The sequence below is a fragment of the Rhizobium sp. 1399 genome (assembly GCF_031455475.1).
Lineage (GTDB): Bacteria > Pseudomonadota > Alphaproteobacteria > Rhizobiales > Rhizobiaceae > Rhizobium.
Genome location: NZ_JAVDSU010000001.1, coordinates 52,290 through 70,063, shown reverse-complemented (window position 1 = coordinate 70,063; position 17,774 = coordinate 52,290). Strand labels below are relative to the sequence as shown.

At 61.9% G+C, this 17,774-nt stretch carries 19 protein-coding genes; 15 read left to right on the top strand and 4 right to left on the bottom strand.

Features of this window, described 5'->3' with window-relative positions:
- The first annotated feature begins 36 nt into the window (after positions 1-36).
- Positions 37-1,104 (top strand): FAD-dependent oxidoreductase, encoded by a 1,068-nt coding sequence (locus J2X71_RS00395; protein ID WP_310377937.1) that lies wholly within the window; start codon positions 37-39, stop codon positions 1,102-1,104.
- Positions 1,105-1,150: 46 nt separating this feature from the next.
- Here J2X71_RS00395 and msrB read toward each other — a convergent pair whose 3' ends face one another.
- Positions 1,151-1,564, bottom strand: coding sequence for a peptide-methionine (R)-S-oxide reductase MsrB (gene msrB / locus J2X71_RS00390; protein ID WP_113322566.1), 414 nt, complete (start codon positions 1,562-1,564; stop codon positions 1,151-1,153).
- A gap of 215 nt (positions 1,565-1,779) precedes the next feature.
- Here msrB and J2X71_RS00385 point away from each other — a divergent pair, with 215 nt between their 5' ends.
- The 10 genes from J2X71_RS00385 to J2X71_RS00340 all read left to right on the top strand — a co-directional run bounded on the left by J2X71_RS00385 (position 1,780) and on the right by J2X71_RS00340 (position 9,740).
- A complete protein-coding gene (locus tag J2X71_RS00385) occupies positions 1,780-1,983 on the top strand; it encodes a hypothetical protein (RefSeq protein WP_113322567.1) in 204 nt (67 codons plus the stop codon).
- A gap of 132 nt (positions 1,984-2,115) precedes the next feature.
- Complete coding sequence (locus J2X71_RS00380) at positions 2,116-4,473, top strand: putative monovalent cation/H+ antiporter subunit A (protein ID WP_310377933.1); 2,358 nt, start codon at positions 2,116-2,118, stop codon at positions 4,471-4,473.
- Between the two features lie 85 nt (positions 4,474-4,558).
- Entirely contained in the window at positions 4,559-4,978 is a 420-nt protein-coding gene (locus tag J2X71_RS00375; RefSeq protein ID WP_310377932.1) for a Na+/H+ antiporter subunit B, read from the top strand.
- Entirely contained in the window at positions 4,978-5,355 is a 378-nt protein-coding gene (locus J2X71_RS00370; RefSeq protein WP_310377930.1) for a Na+/H+ antiporter subunit C, read from the top strand. The genes J2X71_RS00375 and J2X71_RS00370 overlap by 1 nt, the downstream gene beginning before the upstream one ends.
- 61 nt (positions 5,356-5,416) lie before the next feature.
- Positions 5,417-6,964, top strand: coding sequence for a Na+/H+ antiporter subunit D (locus tag J2X71_RS00365; RefSeq protein ID WP_310377928.1), 1,548 nt, complete (start codon positions 5,417-5,419; stop codon positions 6,962-6,964).
- Positions 6,961-7,440, top strand: coding sequence for a Na+/H+ antiporter subunit E (locus tag J2X71_RS00360; RefSeq protein ID WP_310377925.1), 480 nt, complete (start codon positions 6,961-6,963; stop codon positions 7,438-7,440). The genes J2X71_RS00365 and J2X71_RS00360 overlap by 4 nt, the downstream gene beginning before the upstream one ends.
- On the top strand, positions 7,437-7,748 hold the full coding sequence (locus tag J2X71_RS00355; protein WP_310377923.1) for a cation:proton antiporter: 312 nt from the start codon (positions 7,437-7,439) through the stop codon (positions 7,746-7,748). Before J2X71_RS00360 ends, J2X71_RS00355 begins: the two co-directional genes overlap by 4 nt.
- A complete protein-coding gene (mnhG, locus tag J2X71_RS00350) occupies positions 7,748-8,080 on the top strand; it encodes a monovalent cation/H(+) antiporter subunit G (protein WP_007821521.1) in 333 nt (110 codons plus the stop codon). Before J2X71_RS00355 ends, mnhG begins: the two co-directional genes overlap by 1 nt.
- A 437-nt stretch (positions 8,081-8,517) precedes the next feature.
- Positions 8,518-8,949, top strand: a complete 432-nt coding sequence (locus J2X71_RS00345; RefSeq protein ID WP_007821525.1) for a MucR family transcriptional regulator — start codon at positions 8,518-8,520, stop codon at positions 8,947-8,949.
- A gap of 365 nt (positions 8,950-9,314) precedes the next feature.
- Entirely contained in the window at positions 9,315-9,740 is a 426-nt protein-coding gene (locus J2X71_RS00340) for a YciI family protein (protein WP_113322572.1), read from the top strand.
- Between the two features lie 97 nt (positions 9,741-9,837).
- Here the strand turns inward: J2X71_RS00340 and J2X71_RS00335 are convergent, their stop codons facing one another.
- Complete coding sequence (locus J2X71_RS00335; protein ID WP_310377918.1) at positions 9,838-10,260, bottom strand: SufE family protein; 423 nt, start codon at positions 10,258-10,260, stop codon at positions 9,838-9,840.
- 208 nt (positions 10,261-10,468) lie between these two features.
- Positions 10,469-11,008 carry a DUF5330 domain-containing protein gene (locus J2X71_RS00330; RefSeq protein ID WP_310380014.1) on the bottom strand — a complete coding sequence of 180 codons (540 nt, stop codon included), beginning with the start codon at positions 11,006-11,008 and terminating at the stop codon, positions 10,469-10,471.
- Between the two features lie 450 nt (positions 11,009-11,458).
- Between J2X71_RS00330 and J2X71_RS00325 the strand changes: the two genes are divergently transcribed.
- Together J2X71_RS00325 and J2X71_RS00320 are read left to right on the top strand one after the other, a co-directional pair.
- A complete protein-coding gene (locus J2X71_RS00325) occupies positions 11,459-12,997 on the top strand; it encodes a HAMP domain-containing sensor histidine kinase (protein ID WP_310377916.1) in 1,539 nt (512 codons plus the stop codon).
- On the top strand, positions 12,969-13,919 hold the full coding sequence (locus J2X71_RS00320; protein ID WP_310377914.1) for a peptidoglycan-binding domain-containing protein: 951 nt from the start codon (positions 12,969-12,971) through the stop codon (positions 13,917-13,919). The genes J2X71_RS00325 and J2X71_RS00320 overlap by 29 nt, the downstream gene beginning before the upstream one ends.
- A gap of 86 nt (positions 13,920-14,005) precedes the next feature.
- Here J2X71_RS00320 and J2X71_RS00315 read toward each other — a convergent pair whose 3' ends face one another.
- On the bottom strand, positions 14,006-15,073 hold the full coding sequence (locus J2X71_RS00315) for an AraC family transcriptional regulator (protein WP_310377912.1): 1,068 nt from the start codon (positions 15,071-15,073) through the stop codon (positions 14,006-14,008).
- 54 nt (positions 15,074-15,127) lie between these two features.
- On the opposite strand from J2X71_RS00315, the gene J2X71_RS00310 reads away from it, so the two are divergent.
- On the top strand, positions 15,128-16,102 hold the full coding sequence (locus J2X71_RS00310) for an oxidoreductase (protein ID WP_310377910.1): 975 nt from the start codon (positions 15,128-15,130) through the stop codon (positions 16,100-16,102).
- A 189-nt stretch (positions 16,103-16,291) separates the two neighbouring features.
- Positions 16,292-17,740, top strand: coding sequence for a methyl-accepting chemotaxis protein (locus tag J2X71_RS00305; RefSeq protein ID WP_310377908.1), 1,449 nt, complete (start codon positions 16,292-16,294; stop codon positions 17,738-17,740).
- Positions 17,741-17,774: the final 34 nt, after the last annotated feature.

Here is a 17,774-nt window from a genome sequence, read left to right as displayed (position 1 = left end):
TACCTCTTCCTCCCGATTTATACGAGAGCTCCCGTCATGGCATCTGCAAAGATACGCGTCATCATTATCGGCGCCGGCATTGTCGGCGCTTCGCTCGCCTTCCATTTCGCCCGGCGCGGAGCCACCGTCCATCTGGTGGAGGAGAATGTGCAAGCCGGCAGCGGCGTGACGGCACGTGCCTTCGGCTGGGTGAATATCATCAACATCGCGCCGGGAGCGGTCAATTACCGCCTGGTGCAGGAAGCGCTCGCCGACTATAGCCGCCTGCAGGCCGATCTACCGGATGCCTTTGCCGCTGCACGTCCCGGCTCTCTGTTCTGGCTCAAAGGTACTGCCGAAACCGAAGCCTTTGCCGCAGCCCATCGCGCCGCAGGCACGGATGTCGAACTGGTCGATGCCGCAGCGATTGCTGCATGGGAACCCAATCTGTGTCAGCCTCCCGCCTGCGCGATCTTCTCGCCCGACGATCTGGCGCTCGACCCTGCAAGGCTGTCACGCGACCTGATCGATGCCGCCGGCGTAACCGCCACCTTTGGCCGGAAGGTCGAAAGCCTCATCCTTTCGGGCGACCGGGTGAGTGGCGTGCGTCTGGCCGATGGCGCGATCGAGGCCGATCTCGTGATCCTCGCAGGCGGAACAGCGGTCGACCGCCTAACGGAAAGCCTGGGCTTCCGAACAGGCGTCGAAGCCTCGCCCTCCATCATCCTGCGCTATGGCTGCGCGGAGCCTGTCGTGAACCGCATCCTCCGCGGCCCTGGCCTGGAAATCCGCCAGTCGGCGGACAACATGCTGCATGTCGCCAAGGGCTATATCGACGATACCTCCGAAAACGCGCCGGAAAGGGTCGGCCAGCGGATCTTGAAGGTCATGCATGAGCGCCTGCGCCTGCCCGAAGGCGTGTCGCTGGTCGAGGCGGCTGCAGGTTACCGGCCCTTCTTCTCCGATGGAATGCCGCGGCTCGGTTTCCTGCCCGGCATCGAGGGCGCCTATGTCGCCGTCGGCCATCCCGGCGTCATTCTCGCGCCACTGCTCGGCCGGCTTGCCGCCGAGCATGTAATGGAAGATCGGCGATCGCCGCTCATCCCATCCGCCGGGCTGATATGAAAAAAGCGGACCTGGTGGGGTCCGCTTTTCTTTTACTTACAAGCCTTTACTTGCCGGGCTCGAAAACCATTGCATGCCCGTTGATACAGTAGCGCAGGCCTGTCGGCGGCGGTCCGTCAGGGAAGACGTGGCCGAGATGGGCCTCGCAGGTGCCGCAGCGGATTTCCGTGCGCACCATGCCATAGGTGGTGTCGCGGTGTTCGGTCACGGACTCCGGAGAGACCGGTTCGAAATAGCTCGGCCAGCCGCATCCTGCATCGAACTTGGTGTCGGAGCGGAAGAGCGGCGCATTGCAACTGACGCAGCGGTAGAGTCCGGTCTCGAAGGAATCCCAATAGGGACCGGTAAAGGCGCGTTCGGTGCCATGCTGGCGCGTGATGCGATACTGCTCAGGGGTCAGCAGTTCCTTCCATTCGGCATCGGTCTTGTGAATTTTTGGTGTGGTGGTCGTTTCGGCCATGGAGTGCTCCTTTCGCCGATGGGGGCAATCTCTTTCGTGCGCAAATGTGGTGCGCTGCGCACGATTGATCAAGTCTGGGATCAGGCCTCACAATCAAACCTGCCGCGTCAAGGCCCCAATTGCCATCTACCCAATTCGGGGGAAGACGACGAATCACCCGTGCTTTATCTTTAGTGTGCCATTAAGCTTAATGCTGCGTGTTTCGGGGACAAACGGTGTTTCATACTCTGATGATTGTTCTGTACGGCGCAGTCGCCGCAATCGCCCTGGGCGTGACCCTGCTGGAAGGCTGGGTCAATCACGACCGCTGGACGGTGCATCGCATTGGCGGGCTGATCGCCTGCATTCTCTGGCCTTTGCCGCTTGCTTTCTTCATCCTGCACGGTTCCGTTTCCCGTCTCGTCACACGCCTTTCCTGAACTCCAAGCCTGTGAAAACCGCCGCCTGCATCCATTGCGGGTTGCCGAAATTGCTTGAGGCTATCAGCCGATTCGCCTAAGCCTTGGAAAAGGCTGCTTGCCGGCTTTCATCCGTGCTCACGGGGAGGGGACATGGCCGATGTCACGGCTCTGACATTTCTGGCCCTGTGTCTGCCGTTGATCGGCGCTCTCGCGGCTCCCTTCATCATTCGTGCCTTTGGCGCAGGCGGTGCCTGGCTGCTCGCCATCGCCCCTTTGCTTGCCTTCCTGCATTTCCTGCGCCTCGTACCGCAGATCGCTCATGGCGAAGTCATAACCGGCGGTTATGACTGGGTGCCGGGCTTGGGCCTGCGCTTTTCCTGGTTCCTTGACGGATTGTCGCTCACCTTCGCCCTGCTCATCACCGGCATTGGCACGCTGATCGTGCTCTACGCCGGCGGATATCTGAAGGGCCATCCGGATCAGGGCCGGTTCTTCTCCTTCATCTTCCTTTTCATGGGCGCGATGCTCGGCGTCGTGGTGTCGGACAGCTTCCTGATGTTCTTCATCTTCTGGGAGCTCACCTCGATCACTTCCTTCCTGCTGATCGGCTTCGACCATGAGCGGGAGGCGGCACGACGCGCCGCTTTGCAGGCACTCGTCGTCACCGGCGGGGGAGGGCTGCTGCTGCTTGCCGGCTTGCTCCTGCTCTGGGGACTGACGGGCGTTGCGCAGCTATCCGAATTGCTGCAGTTCGGCGATGTCGTTAGGGGCAGCCCGCTCTATTTCGCCACCCTGTTGCTGGTGCTCGGCGGTGCCTTCACCAAATCGGCACAGTTTCCATTCCATTTCTGGCTGCCGAATGCCATGGAGGCGCCCACGCCCGTTTCCGCCTACCTGCATTCCGCCACCATGGTGAAGGCCGGCGTCTACCTACTGATGCGGCTGAACCCGGTCATGGGCGCGACGCCCGCATGGGAGGTTCTGCTGCCGGTCTTCGGCGGCCTGACGCTCGTTACCGGCTCGGTGCTTGCGATCCGCCAGACGGACCTGAAGCTGAAGCTCGCCTACACGACCGTCTCTTCCCTTGGCCTGCTGGTGCTGCTGACCGGCTTCGGCTCGCACGCAGCCATCGAAGCGGCGGTGCTCTATCTGGTGGCGCATTCGCTCTTCAAGGGCGCGCTCTTCATGATCGCCGGCATCATCGACCATGAGACCGGCACGCGTGATATCACCCGGTTGCGGGGCCTGCGAAGGGCCATGCCGCTGACCTTTGTGATCGCAATGGCAGCTGCCCTTTCCATGGCTGGTCTGCCGCCATTCTTCGGTTTCCTCGCCAAGGAGGAGATCTATACAGCCCTTGCCGCCGGCGATCTCTATTCGATCCTCGTCACGGCCCTTGCCGTCTTCGGCAATGCTCTCATGTTTGCGATCGCCTTTGCCGTGGCGCTGAGGCCCTTCCTCGGCCGGCCGGTGGAAACACCGAAACATCCGCATGAGGCGCCGGTCCTGCTCTGGTTCGGTCCGGCGATCCTCGCTGTCGCAGGGCTGCTCGCGGCGCTCTTTTCCGGTTTCACCCATGCCATGATTTCCTCGCCCATGGCCTCTGCCGTGGCGGGTGAAGCTACGGCCATCTCCATTTCGCTGGCCCCGCATATCGGCGTGCCGCTTGCCCTGTCGCTGCTGACGATAGTGCTCGGTGTCGTTGTCTACTGGCATCTCGACCGTGCCCGCGCGCTTGTGGCCTATGCCCTGCGCTCCGCCCTTGGTCCCGATCGCGGTTTTGATCACGTCATCGCCGGGCTTGTGCGTTTCGCGCACCGCTTCATCGGTATCGTCCAGCCGAGACGTCTCGATATCTATGTCGCCTGCACCTTTGTCTGTGTGGCAGCGATGCTGCTCGTGCCGCTCGTCATCCATGACGAACTGCCGCTGGCCTTTGCCTGGCCCGCAGACCTGCGCCTGCGCGAAGCGGGCATCATGCTCATCGCCATGCTCGGCCTCGTCGCGGTGCTGATCGCCCGCGACCGGTTGACGGCTATCGTCTCGCTCGGCATTCAGGGTTTTGCTGTCGCGCTGATCTTCCTGCTCTTCGGCGCTCCGGATCTCGCTTTCACCCAGTTCATGGTCGAAACGCTCGCAGTCGTCATCCTCGCCCTCGTCATGACCCGTCTGCGCCTGTCGCCGACCGATCCGCGCCACGGCGCCCGCCGCCTCTTCGATATCGCGCTTTCACTCGCATGCGGCCTCGGCTTCGCGCTGCTTTTGATGCGCGCCACGGAGCCACCGTTCAACACGGCACTCAGCGATTTCTTCAACGCCCATTCGAAGCTGATCGCCCATGGCGCCAATGTCGTGAACGTCATCATCGTCGATTTCCGCGGCACGGACACGCTCGGCGAAATCGCCGTCGTGGCGGTGACAGGCCTCGCCATCCTGGCCCTCATCCGCATCCGCGGCAATACGGAGCGCCGGCTGGCGACGAACGATCCGGATGCGGAGGAGGCATGAGCCGGGTCTTCGCAAAACCTGTCGGCGTCGGCATCCGCCTTCTCGTGTCTGGCCGCCCGGCCACGCAGAGAAGCGGAGGCGCCGCATGAACACAATCATCTTCCGCACGATCGCTCCCTTTATCACCGCGCTGATGCTGCTCTTTTCCGTCTTCATCCTGCTGCGCGGCCACAATGAGCCGGGTGGCGGCTTCATCGGCGGGCTGATTGCCGCTTCGGCTCTGGCGATCTACGGCATTGCCTTCGGCGTTGAGGCAGTACGCCGGGCGATCCGCTTCCACCCGCTGGCGATTGCCGGCTTCGGTCTGCTGCTCTCCTGCCTCGCCGGCCTGATCTCTGTCCTTTTTGCCGTGCCCTTCATGACCGGCCTCTGGGTCTATCCCGTCGTGGCAGGCGTGGAGGTGCCGCTCTCCAGCGTCGTGCTCTTCGATCTCGGCGTCTATTTCGTGGTGCTCGGCGCCGTCGCCTCGATCGCGCTGGCGCTGGAAGAAAGGGAGGTGGACTGATGGAGGCGCTCTTTGCCATCGTCGTCGGCCTGTTCTTTTCGGCCGCCATCTATCTGATCCTGTCGCGCTTCTCGATCCGTATCATGCTCGGCATCGCCATTCTCGGTAACGCCGTGAACCTGCTGATCTTCACGGCAGGACGGCTGACCCGCGTCGTGCCGCCGATCATACCCGCCGGGGCCGACATGCTGCCATCAGGTGCGGCCAATCCGCTGCCGCAGGCGCTGATCCTGACGGCCATCGTCATCTCATTCTCCTTCCTCGCTTTCCTGCTGGTGCTGACCTACCGCGCCTATCAGGAGCTCGGCACAGACGATACGACCCGCATGCACGATGCCGAACCCGAAGACCGGCCGCTGCCGCCTGTGGGGTATTGAGCATGGTTGTGCGGATGCTCACCCCCCTCTGCCCGTCGGCTATCAAGGGAGGCACCCCCTGATGGCCGCCCCCATCACCGATCTCTCTGCCGCCATGGTCACCACCCCGGTCCCGCCGGCCCACTGGCTGGCGATCCTGCCGGTCGTGCTCTGCATCAGCCTCGGCGCGCTGCTCCTGATGCTGCGGGACCTTCCCCGCCTGCAGGCATGGATCGCCGTCACCGGCCTTGCCGTCCTCCTGCTTCTCGACGCCGCTCTCCTGCGGCAGGTCGTCGAACACGGTCCGCTCACCATGGTCATGGGGCGCTGGCTGCCGCCCTTCGGTATCGCTTTCACGGTCGATATCTTCAGCGCGCTGATGGCGCTCGCCGCAGCGGTCGCTGCCCTTGCCGCCGGCATCTATGCGCTCTCGGATACCACCGAAAGCGGCCGGCGCTACGGTTTCTTCCCGCTGCTGATGCTGCTGATGGCTGGTGTCACCGGCGCCTTCCTGACCGGCGATATCTTCAACCTCTATGTCTGGTTCGAGGTGCTGCTCATCTCCTCCTTCGGCCTGCTGATCCTCGGCTCCGAACGGGCGCAGATCGATGGCGCGCTGAAATATGCGGTGCTGAACCTCATCGCCACGACGCTGTTCCTCATCGCTGTCGGCATCCTCTACGCGAGCTTCGGCACGCTCAACATGGCCGATATTGCCGAGCGGGCAGCGGGCTTGAGCGACACAGCGCCACTGATGACGCTCGCCTGCCTCTTTCTGCTCGCCTTCGCCATGAAGGCCGCGGCCTTCCCGGTGAATTTCTGGCTGCCGGCCTCCTACCACACGCCGCGCATCGCCGTTTCCGCGCTCTTTGCCGGCCTGCTGACCAAGGTCGGCATCTATGCGCTGCTGCGTGTCCTGGTCATGCTGCTGCCGGCCGAGCGCGATGAGCTCAGCCTGCTGATCGCGATCGTCGGAGCCCTGACCGTTCTCGTCGGCGCATTGGGTGCGCTCGCCGAGACCGACCTGCGTCGTCTGCTCGGCTATGTGGTGATATCAGGCATCGGCAACATGTTGGTCGGTGCCGCACTCGGCACCGCCGATGGCCTCGGCGGCGCGGTCTTCTATGCGCTGCATTCAGTGGTGCTGATGACGGCGCTCTATCTTCTGGCCGGCGAAGCGGGCAGGCGGGGCGGCTCCTTTTCGCTGGCCGCGCTCGGGGGCCTTTATCGCCAGAGCGGCTGGTTTGCCGCGATTTCGCTCATGCTGCTCCTGGCCGCCTGCGGCCTGCCGCCCTTTTCCGGCTTCTGGCCGAAGGTGCTGCTGGTCAAGGCCTCGCTCGATGTCGGTGCCTGGTGGCTGGCGGGCGCGATCCTGCTCGGCGGCTTCCTGCTGACGATCGCCTGTGGCCGCGTCTTCCTGTTTGCTTATTGGCGTCCCACCCTCCTGACGCTCCCGCCGGTGCGAACCGGCTGGACAACCGGCCTGCCGCTTGCCGCATTGACGATCCTCGTCATCGGCTTCGGCGTCCTGCCGGAGCAGTTGCTGCAGCTCGCCCGGTCGGCCGCCGACGGGCTTGCCGATCCCTCCGCCTATATCTTTTCCGTCTTTCCGGAAGGGACTATACGATGATCGTGCTGTTCCTGAGCCTGCCGCTCGCCATTGCCTGGGTCGCCGTGACCGGCAGCGCCTCGCCGCATAATTTCGTTTTCGGCCTCGTCCTGTCGCTGCTGTCGCTCGCCGTCGTGCGCGAAGCCTTTGCCGACCGTTCGCCGCCGCGCCGTATCCGCCCTTTGCATGTCCTCCTGCTCGCCGGCCTTTTCCTGAAGGAATTGGCGCTTTCCGCCTGGCGGGTGGCGCTGACGGTGCTTTCGCCGCGTATGCAGCTTACTCCCGGCATTCTCGCATTCCCGTTGACGGTGACGAGCGATTTCCAGATCACTCTGCTTGCCAATCTCATCACGCTCACGCCCGGCACACTCTCGGTCGATGTGTCAGCGGATCGGCGTACGCTCTATGTGCACGCGCTGGACTGTGCCAATCCGCTGGCCGTCAGACGCGATATTGCTGACGGATTCGAGCGCCGTATCATGGAGGCCTTCGGATGATAACGCCCGCCGCCATCGTTTCCACTGCCGCATTCGCAGCGCTTGGCATCCTCTGCGTGGCGCTCTTCATAACGGTCTGGCGGGTCATTGCCGGCCCCAGCCTGCCGGATCGCATCCTGGCGCTCGACATGCTGACAGGCATCGCCATCGGCTTCATCGCCGTCGTCGCGGTGCGCACCGGCTTCTCGCTTTACATCGATATCGCTATTGCGCTCGGCCTCGTCGGCTTTCTGGCAACCGTCGCCTTCGCCCGTTTCGTGCTCTCGCGCGGAAACGCGGGGCCTGAGACGCGAAAGAGGAGCGAATGATGATGGACTATGCGCTCGCTATAATCACCGCCGTCCTGCTGCTGGCCGGTGCCTTCTTCGCGCTGGTGGCCGCGATCGGTATCGTGCGCCTGCCGGATCTCTATACGCGCATGCATGCCGCTTCCAAGGCCGGCACGGTCGGTTCCGGCTTGTTGTTGCTTGCCGCCGGGCTTTACTCGGGCGAACTTGCTGTGCTTGCAAGAGCGCTGGCCGGTTTCCTCTTCTTCATTCTGACGGCACCGGTTTCTGCACACCTTCTTGCGAGAGCTTCGCATATATCAGGGCATTTTCCGGCCGATATCTCAGTACGTGACGATATGCGAATGCGCTGAAGGCGGGGCTACTCAGAATTTTAAGCAATTTTACGCAAACTTATGCACCGAAAGCACGAGTAAAGCTTGCTGAACTGCTGACCAATTCTTTGTGATGGATTTTTTTTCTAGGAAAATCACAATTAATAATTGGCCTTTTGCGAAAACGATGCTATTTGAAAATCCAAGTAGAGTTCTGATTGTGAATTAGAAACGTACTGCTTCCAAGTCCCTTAGCCTTGATTGCCAATGTCTAACTGGGTGACGGCCTGGAAGAATACGTAGTAGCTCACCTTCAGGCAGTATTGGTGCAGAATACGGTCTTCGGAATCTAGGGGTGGATTCCGGTTTTTCGAAACAAAGGCTGTGACCTGCTCTTTTGCTGTTTGGCTCTGCGACGAGGGTTCTTTGTCTTTTTGGGAGAAGGACCGTTTGAGCATGCTAACAGGAGAAAGAATATGACGGATATGGCGACCGGCAATGCGCCGGAGCTGCTTGTGGAACTGACGGCCGATATCGTCGCGGCCTATGTCAGCAACCACGTTGTCCCGGTCAGCGACCTGGCCAATCTGATTTCCGATGTACACTCGGCATTGAGCAACACATCCGTACCGCAGCCGGTGGCAGCGGTCGTCGAAAAGCAGAAGCCCGCAGTCTCTGTCCGCAAGTCCGTACAGGACGAGCAGATTACGTGCCTGGAATGCGGCGGCAACTTCAAGTCCTTGAAGCGCCACCTGATGACGCATCACAATCTCGCGCCGGAAGAATATCGCGAGAAGTGGGACCTGCCTGCCGATTACCCGATGGTAGCCCCGGCCTATGCCGAAGCGCGTTCGCGCCTCGCAAAGGAAATGGGCCTGGGTCAGCGCCGCAAACGCGGACGCGGCTGAGTATCATACCGCTAGACGATAAAGAGCCGGGCCTGCTGCCCGGCTTTTTTGTATTTGCCGATCGTCCCTTCCGGGGATGTTCGGCCCTCGTCATTTATCTTCAAAAAAAGCGCGGCAAAAAATGTCGGCCCCGCGATTGCTCATCCGTCTCTAAAGCATGTCGCGCAAAAGTGCGCAGCGGTTTTGCGATAACGACATGCGAAAACAAAAGCCTGAAGCGTGGCAAGTGAATCTGAAAGATCGCGACACGCTTTAGGGCAATTCCAGCAAAAGTGCCCAGCGGTTATGCGTTCGGAATTGCGTGAAGCAAAGAGATTGATGACAGGCAGGCACTCATGCCGCCGCAAATAAGAGGAGAAGAGACAATGCGTGTAATGGTCATCGTCAAGGCGACAGCAGACAGTGAAGCGGGCGTCATGCCCTCGACTGAGCTTCTGGCGGCCATGGGCAAGTATAACGAGGATCTGGTCAATGCCGGCATCATGCTGGCGGGCGAAGGCCTGCATCCGTCTTCCAAGGGAAAGCGCGTTGCCTTCGATGGCCCGAAGCGTCTGGTCATCGACGGCCCCTTCGCCGAAACCAAGGAACTGATCGCCGGTTACTGGCTGTGGCAGGTCAAGGACATGGATGAAGCGCTGGAATGGATCAAGCGCTGCCCCAATCCGATGCCTGGCCCGAGCGAAATCGAGATCCGCCAGGTCTTCGAAGCTGCCGATTTCGGCGAAGCCTTCACGCCGGAGCTTGTCGAGCAGGAAGAGCGCCTGCGCGAAAAGATGGCTGACGGCAAATAATCCCATCAGGGGATATTATACTCGGGCGCCCGGCGGATTTCCTCCGGGCGCTCAGCCGTATGTGATCGCAGCTCTGTATTATACCGATCACGCGCCCTCAGGCCGCAGCGCGTACACGCGCTTCCTCGCGAATGCGGTTCACCATCGAGCGCAGCCCATTGGAGCGCTGCGAGGAGAGGTTTTCTGTGAGCCCGATCTTGGAGAAGATCTCGAAGGCATCCAGCGAAGTGATTTCGGACGCCGTCTTGCCGGAATAGGTGGCGAGCACGATAGCGACGAGGCCGCGCACGATATGCGCATCGGAATCGCCTTCGAATGTCATGACCGGATTGTCGGGATTGCCTGACGTATGCGTCACCAGCCACACCTGGCTGGCGCAGCCCATCACCTTGTTCTCGGAAGTCTTCTTTGCGTCGGCCAAATCAGGCAGCGCCTTTCCGAGTTCGATGACGTATCGGTAGCGGTCTTCCCAATCATCCAGGAAGGAGAAGTCGTCGATGATCTGGTCGAGGGTCGCCATGCTGTCAGGCCTTTCACTGTTACCGGATGATATAGGTGAAACGACCGCAGATTTGAACAGTTAAAAAGAAACGCCGTGAGGGATGGGCATCCTCACGGCGCAGCAAAGTGCTGAAATAAACAGGGCAGGCACGTCAGGCATGGGGCATCTCCGCGTCATGCGGACCACCGATGCAAGCTTGGGGGCGGGCGGATGCTCGCGAAATTCGTCAGATCGCCGGTTTCGGCGTCGGCAGCGGGATCGAGCCTGCCGGAATGGTGCTAGCCGAGATAGTACCAGTCACGACCTGTTCGGCCGAGGCACCGTCATCGACCGGCGGGCGGTAGGGCTGCGGCAGGTGCGGCATCGGCTGGTTCAGCGCGGCCTGTGCCTCGCGCACGGTGTTGGTGACGGCCTCCGGCAGGGAAGGAACGGCGAGTGCCACAGGCGCCGGCGGCGCAGCCGTCTTTGCAGAAGCCATTTTGGAGCTGTCATCCCTAAACTGGCTGTCGAGCAGTTCATAAGCGACACGGGCGCCTTCGCGGGCCCGGTAGCCGAGAGCCGTCAGGGTTTCCCCGCCCTTGGTGCAGACCTCGGGCTTTTCGGAGCACATGCCGGTCATATAGTCATAAGCGCCGCTTGCCGCCGTGAAGGCGTCGGAAAGCTGCAATTGCGGGTGGCCGGCATTGTCGAAGCTCTCCGAGCTGAAAACGGAGAGAGCGACGAGCACAAGGCCAAACCAGAATGATCCTTTGATCAGAAACCACATTGTCTTGCCCATCCTGTTTTCCCGTCCGGTCTTGTCGCCGAATCGGGCCGGTTGTCCGGTGTGTTTGCACCCTACCGCCAAGTTGCGAATGCCGCTTTTCGAAACTCACTGGCATTTGCGGCAAATTTGTCTCGAATTTTAATGATCGGTATTTTCGGGGCATTTCAGTCAAATTCTACCAGATGTCGTTAAGCATGGTGGCAGCCGCCGCCTGCAATCGTTGGGCTTTTGGCCCGCCGCTCTGCCATAAGAGTTAACGCAATGCTGAAATATGAGGAAAATCCGTCGCTTACCTGCTATTAACCACAAAATTCAAAGAGCCATGCGGATGGCCCAAAACGGGACTTTTAGCGTTTTTGGGCTGTGGAAGGCGACTTTGCCTTATCCTTTCCTTAAGCCGAGGGGGCCTATTGTCCGGGGTAATGAAAGGCCTTTTCGGGCAGGTATTGCGTGCGTGTATTGAGTGACATCGGCGGCCGGGCGACAGCCCTCGTGGACCGGGCAGCGGCAGGCTGGCTCTCCCGGACGAGCGGTGGCGAAGCTGTGCGCCAGAGTGAGCTCGCGATTCTGCGCCGCCTCGTCTTCCTGTCTTCTGCCGCTCTTATTGCCGCTCCGGTCGGCCTCTCCATCGTCACCAGCCCCGCTGTTGCACTGCCGGCCGGTGTCGCCACCGTCTGCGCCGCCTTTCTCTTTTCCGCCGTCGGCAGCATCGCGCTGGCTCGGCAGGCTATCCCCCAGCACGTGGCGGCAGCCACTGCCGACGATCTCTTCCTTGAGATGAGCCCAGGCCTCGTGCTCTTCCTCGATCCGCATGGCAGCGTGACGATGACGGGCGGCCGCGACAAGCGCGACTATCTCGCCTGGATGCGCGACCTGAAGGGCCGAGGCTTCTTCGAGCAGGTGCATGTTTCCGACCGCATTCTTTTCCTGCAGGCGCTGGATGCACTACGCCAGGGCGAGGAAAAAGCGATCGTCGATCTCAGGCTGGAGCGTCCCTCGGTCTCGCGCGATAGCAGGCAGTTCGCTTACCTGCGTATGGATATGACCGCGCGGCGCGATATCGACGGCATGCTTTCGGCCGTCGTTGCCCAGTTGCATGATGTCTCGGTAGAACAGCGGCTTCGCGCCGAGGCGCAGGCGCGCGCGACCGATGCGGAATCGGCCAATGACGCCAAATCCCGCTTCCTTGCCGCCGTCAGCCATGAGCTGCGCACGCCGCTGAACGCCATCCTCGGTTTTTCGGATATCCTGATCGGCGAATATTTCGGCAAGTTCGAGAACGAGCGTCAGCGTGAATATGCCGGCCTGATCCGTGAATCCGGCGCGCATCTGCTCTCCGTCGTCAACACGATGCTGGACATGAGCAAGATCGAGGCCGGCCGCTACGAGCTGATGCTCGAGCCTTTCGATATCGGCGCATCGATCCGCTCCTGCGAATCAATGCTGGCCCTGCAGGCCAAGAGCAAGGGTGTCACGCTGACGAACCGTGTCCAGCGCGGTATCGGAGAGGTCGTGGCCGACCAGCGCGCGCTGCAGCAGATCCTCATCAATCTCGTCGGCAATGCCGTGAAATTCACCGAAGCTGGCGGCGTGGTCACTGTCGATGCGGCCATGCGTGACGGCATTCTCAAGCTGACGGTCAGCGATACCGGCATCGGCATTCCGGCCGACAGGCTCGCCACACTCGGCCAACCTTTCGTCCAGATCCAGAATGATTATACCCGCCGATTCGAGGGCACGGGTCTTGGTCTCTCGCTGGTCAAGGGCCTGGTCGCCCTGCATGGCGGTCATTTCGCCATCGCCAGCCAGCCGGGCGAAGGCACGATCATCACCATCGAGATCGCCGCTGATGGTTCCGGCGCCTGCACCGGCGAGGATACCGGCCAGACGGGCCCCGTCGAGTTTCCGCCGCGACTGAAGGGTGCGGTGGTCGCCGTAGAACTGGAGGAGGGGCTCTTCGATGGCCGCGCGCAAGCGAAAATCGCCTAAAGGCAGGAAAGGGCAGCAGCCGGGCCTTTTGATGACCGGTGTGGCGGCGCTCGGCGGTGTCGGCCTGCAGGGCGCGACCGCGCTGGGTGGCCTCGGTCTCCAGGGGGCTGGTGCGCTCGGCGGCGTCATCGGCCGCAATCCTTCCATAGCCGGCGGCACGATCGCTTTCGTCGTCATCTTCTCTTTCGTCGCCGCCAATGCGCTCTGGTATCAGCCGGGCTCGCACCCGCATCCGATCTTCCGCACGCGCGACCCGGGCGCGCCGACGGCTATCGGCTTTCGTCCGCAGGCCGAGCCGCAAGGCGATGTCACCACGTTCCGCATCGAGCGGCCGGACGATGCCAGCGCGACGAGCCAGATCACGCCGCCACCTGCTGTGGCCGGCCAGCAGCCGAACCAGCTCGTGATGGATATCCAGAAGGAGCTGATCCGCCGCGGTCTCTATAACGGCAATGCGGATGGCGTCATCGGCCCGCGCACCAGTGCCGCCATCCTCTTCTTCGAGGAGACGGTCGGCATGGCGCAGAGCGGCGACGCGACGCCCGAAGTGCTCGCAGCGCTCAGAACCGATGCCGCCGGCCCCTCGACCATTCCCGTCGAAAAGCCGCGGGAGGACGTGACGTCGAAGGCAACGGAGGAAGATCCGGTTGCAGCTGCCATCCGCAGCGCCGAAAAGACCGTCAAGACGGCGCCGTCCGCGCCGAGACAGGTTCCGCTGTCAGGCATTTCCAATGTCGATCTGGTGCTGAAGATCCAGAAGGGCCTCACCAACATGGCCTACGCCAATGTCGGCGTCGACGGCGTTGCCGGCGAACAGACCCGCGCTGCCATCAGACACTTCCAGAAGCACTATAATCTTCCGGAAAATGGCGAGCCGAGCGAAGCCGTGCTGAAGAAGCTCAAGGAAATTGGCGCGCTTTAAAGCAATCCCGGCAAACATGCGCAGCGGTTTTGCTCCCGGAAGAAAAGACGAACCAAAACTGGCTGCTGATGGTGACAACCCAGTCGTCAAACCTGGCGCGCAAGGGACGATGGCTGGTTCGCCAGCCGCAGGAGCCGGTAGTCCACTGTCGGCACCCGTCCTTCCACATCCACCACTTCTTCGATCGGGCCGATATTGATGGCAGCCGACGTCCGGTAGCGCTTCGGCGCAATGCCGGTCACGCGCTTGAACGCATTGCTGAAGGCGCTTTCCGAAGTATAGCCGAGTGAGAGCGCCAGCGAGGAGACAGGCATCGAGCCCTCGCGCAGCGCCCGTTCTGCAAGGCGCATGCGCCAGGCGGTCAGATAGGTGAGCGGAGCGACGCCCGCGACCGTCTTGAAGCGCAGCGCGAAGCTGGTGCGCGACATGCCGGCCGATTTCGCAAGCTCTCCAAGCTGCCAGTCATGCGCCGGGTCCGAATGCATCAGTCGCAGCGCCGGCGCGATTTTCTCGTCGCCGAAGGCGCGCAGCCAGCCAACCGTCAGCGGCTCCGATGTCATGATATGGGCGCGCAGCACCTGTACGAAGATGAGCTGCGAAAGCTGGGTGGAGGCAAGCAGTGCGCCCGGTTTACCCGCCGCCATTTCCCGCACCAGCTGATCCAGAAGCCAGCGCAACACGCCGGCCTCAGCAAGGGTCGCCCGCACATGGATGACCGGCGGCAGCACGTCGAGCAGCAATGCCGTGCCGGTTGGTCCAAGCGCGATATGCCCGCCGATATAGAGGAAATCCTCGCCCATGCCGTGCCGCGCCATGCCATTGACCTTCTTCTCCTTGAAGGTCGTGACAGCATCGGCCGGCGTCATCGCAAGATCGGTTGCCAACACGAAGGAATGCTTGCCGTTAAGCAGGACGACGTCGCCGGCTTCGAGAAGGATCGGCTCGCTGCCATTGTCGAGCACCAGCCAGCAGCGGCCTTTGGCCACCGCGCTGATCTTGATGCGGTTCGGCTGCGGAAAGGCAAGCGCCCAGGCGCCGCCGGCAATCAGCCCGCCGGCCATCAGGCAGCGGGCATCGAGCAGACTGAGCATTTCGGAGAGGGGATCACTGGTCATCTTTGTACGATGGCGCAAGAAATCGGGATTTACAAGCATTCAGAATCCCGTGCGTCGGACATAGATGTTCTCCAACTAGAAAGGAGACATCCTATGTCCACTCCCCAAGCTCCTATAGGCTCCGCCTTCGGCGCCGCTTCCACGGCGGAAGAGGTGATTGCCGGCCATGATCTCACCGGCAAGGTGGCGATCGTCACCGGCGGTTATGCCGGCCTCGGCCTCGAAACTGCCCGCGTACTGGCAGCCGCCGGCGCCAAGGTCATCGTTCCCGCCCGCAATATCGAGAAGGCGAGGGCCGCAGCAGAAGTCGTTCCCGGTCTGAAGCTCGACTACATGGATCTGATGGATCCCGACACGATCGACGACTTTGCAGACCGCTTCCTGGAGAATGGCGAACCGCTGCATTTCCTCATCAACAACGCCGCCGTCATGGCCAATCCGCTGACGCGCGACAGCCGCGGTTATGAATCGCAGTTCTCCACCAATCACCTCGGCCACTTCCAGCTCGCCGTCCGCCTCTGGCCGGCGCTGGTGAAGGCGGAGGGGGCCCGTGTCGTTGCCGTCTCCTCTCGCGGCCATGTCCGCGCCGGCATCGATTTCGACGATCCGATGTTCGAGAACCGCGAATACCAGCCCTATGTCGCCTACGGCCAGTCGAAGACGGCGAATGCGCTTTTTGCCATCTCGCTGGATGCTTTGGGCGCAAGAGAGGGCGTGCGCGCCTTCTCGCTGCATCCGGGCGGCATCGTCACGACCGATCTCATCCGCCATCAGTCGCGCGAATATCTTCTGGCGAGCGGTTATGTGGATGCCGATGGCAATCCGGTCATCGATCCCGAAAACAACAAGAAGACCATCGCCCAGGGCGCCGCAACCACCATCTGGTGCGCCGTCAGCGATGAGCTGGAAGGTTTGGGCGGCGTCTATTGCGAGAACTGCGATATCGCCAAGGCTGTTCCAGCCAACTCCGAGGAGTTGCTCGGCGTGCGCCCCTGGGCGACCGATCCGGAGCTTGCTGAGCGTTTGTGGCAGATGAGCGAAAGACTGACGGGACTGACGCAGAGCTGAAGACGGAGCCCACACTTGACGTCATCCTCGGCCTTGTGCCTGGCATCTGCTGCCAGCAGATGCTGGAGACAGACCCAGAATCACGGAAGAGCAGAGGCCCTAAGACCTAAGTCTAACCCTCGATATTCTTAGCCAATTGTTAACCATGTTGTTTGAAGCTTCTCTAATGTAGCTTGGGGGAGCTCGATCATGCAGGCGTTGAAGGCAGTGGAGGAGAATGCCGCAAGTCCGGCTCACGAACCGGGTGGACCGGATCGCGACGCGCTGCGCCACATCCTCTCGCGCCTTGCCGAGGAGGCCTCCACGCTTGGTGTCGACCTCGTCGATATAGCCGGCGCTATCCAGGACATGGCGGCGATGTCCGCCCGCCATGCCGCTGCCTTCGACGACGTCACCCGCACAGCCCTTTCGATCGCCGAGACCAACCGCTCAGTCGCCGTTTCGCTGCGTGAGACGGATAGTACCGCCACACAAGCGCGCCACATGCTGAAGGAATCGGCCGACCGTCTGTCCGGTTCGGTCGAGGAAATCCGCCATATGGTTCAGTCATCGGAAGAGATCAGCACGGAAATCTCCGGCTTCTCCCGCTCACTGACCGACGTCGACAAGGTGGCGGCCGAAATCAGCACCATCGCCCGCCAGACCAATCTTCTAGCGCTCAATGCAGCGATCGAGGCCGCCCGCGCCGGCGAGGCGGGCAAGGGCTTTGCCGTCGTCGCCTCTGAGATCCGCGCTTTGTCGCTGCAGACTTCCAAGGCGACGGGCTCCATTCAGGAAACGCTGGAGCAGCTTCGCGTCAAGATCGATCGTCTCTCGACTGTCGGCGGCGGCGCGCGCAAGAGTGCTGCTGGCGTCAGCGAAAAGTCTGAGGCAATGCGCGGCGCCTTCGAAAGCATGGAGCATGTCATTACCCGCATCCTCGATTCATCCGCCGTCATGGCCAATACGACCGAGGCCGTGGACCGCGATTGCGCCGGCTTCGTCGCCAAGCTCGGCGAAATGTCCGCCGAGGTGCTGGATTCCAACGGCCGACTGCAGCAGGCGGCAAAACGCGTCGACAGCGTCGTCGGTCTGTCGGAAACGCTGATCCAGCTGACCGCGAGCGCCGGCGTGGAAACCGCCGACCGCCACTGGATCGAACAGGCGCAATCCGTCGCTGGCCAGATATCGCATGCTCTGGAGCGTGCCGTTGCCGAAGGCGCAATCGGCATGGAGAGCCTGTTCAAACGCCAGTACCAGCCGATATCAGGCACCGATCCGGTACAGATGATGGCACCCTTCACTGATCTCACCGACCGCCTGCTGCCGTCGATCCAGGAGCCGGTGGCCGGCTCTGACCAACGCATCGCCTTCTGCGCCGCCATCGATGAAAATGGTTACCTGCCGACCCATAACCGCAAATTCTCTGAGCCGCAGCGGCCGGGCGATGTCGTCTGGAATACCGCCAACTGCCGCAATCGCCGCATCTTCAACGATCGCGTTGGCCTTGCCGCCGGCAGGAGCACTGCGCCCTTCCTCGTCCAGACCTATCGGCGGGACATGGGCGGCGGCAATTTTGTCATGATGAAAGATATTTCCGCCCCGATCACCGTCCGCGGCCGGCATTGGGGCGGCCTGCGGCTGGCGGTCAAGGTATAGCGTTGCCGCCACCTGCCGCACGGTCTATACCGCG

What these genes read in the sequence shown, in the direction of transcription:
- J2X71_RS00335 (WP_310377918.1), bottom strand. Translation starts at nt 10,260, where the DNA reads ATGGCGACCCTCGACCAGATCATCGACGACTTCTCCTTCCTGGATGAT.
- J2X71_RS00305 (WP_310377908.1), top strand. Translation starts at nt 16,292, where the DNA reads ATGCAGGCGTTGAAGGCAGTGGAGGAGAATGCCGCAAGTCCGGCTCAC.
- J2X71_RS00345 (WP_007821525.1), top strand. Translation starts at nt 8,518, where the DNA reads ATGACGGATATGGCGACCGGCAATGCGCCGGAGCTGCTTGTGGAACTG.
- J2X71_RS00310 (WP_310377910.1), top strand. Translation starts at nt 15,128, where the DNA reads ATGTCCACTCCCCAAGCTCCTATAGGCTCCGCCTTCGGCGCCGCTTCC.
- J2X71_RS00360 (WP_310377925.1), top strand. Translation starts at nt 6,961, where the DNA reads ATGATCGTGCTGTTCCTGAGCCTGCCGCTCGCCATTGCCTGGGTCGCC.
- J2X71_RS00320 (WP_310377914.1), top strand. Translation starts at nt 12,969, where the DNA reads ATGGCCGCGCGCAAGCGAAAATCGCCTAAAGGCAGGAAAGGGCAGCAG.
- J2X71_RS00340 (WP_113322572.1), top strand. Translation starts at nt 9,315, where the DNA reads ATGCGTGTAATGGTCATCGTCAAGGCGACAGCAGACAGTGAAGCGGGC.
- msrB (WP_113322566.1), bottom strand. Translation starts at nt 1,564, where the DNA reads ATGGCCGAAACGACCACCACACCAAAAATTCACAAGACCGATGCCGAA.
- J2X71_RS00380 (WP_310377933.1), top strand. Translation starts at nt 2,116, where the DNA reads ATGGCCGATGTCACGGCTCTGACATTTCTGGCCCTGTGTCTGCCGTTG.
- J2X71_RS00355 (WP_310377923.1), top strand. Translation starts at nt 7,437, where the DNA reads ATGATAACGCCCGCCGCCATCGTTTCCACTGCCGCATTCGCAGCGCTT.
- J2X71_RS00395 (WP_310377937.1), top strand. Translation starts at nt 37, where the DNA reads ATGGCATCTGCAAAGATACGCGTCATCATTATCGGCGCCGGCATTGTC.
- J2X71_RS00330 (WP_310380014.1), bottom strand. Translation starts at nt 11,008, where the DNA reads ATGTGGTTTCTGATCAAAGGATCATTCTGGTTTGGCCTTGTGCTCGTC.
- J2X71_RS00315 (WP_310377912.1), bottom strand. Translation starts at nt 15,073, where the DNA reads ATGCTTGTAAATCCCGATTTCTTGCGCCATCGTACAAAGATGACCAGT.
- J2X71_RS00370 (WP_310377930.1), top strand. Translation starts at nt 4,978, where the DNA reads ATGGAGGCGCTCTTTGCCATCGTCGTCGGCCTGTTCTTTTCGGCCGCC.
- J2X71_RS00375 (WP_310377932.1), top strand. Translation starts at nt 4,559, where the DNA reads ATGAACACAATCATCTTCCGCACGATCGCTCCCTTTATCACCGCGCTG.
- J2X71_RS00365 (WP_310377928.1), top strand. Translation starts at nt 5,417, where the DNA reads ATGGCCGCCCCCATCACCGATCTCTCTGCCGCCATGGTCACCACCCCG.
- mnhG (WP_007821521.1), top strand. Translation starts at nt 7,748, where the DNA reads ATGATGGACTATGCGCTCGCTATAATCACCGCCGTCCTGCTGCTGGCC.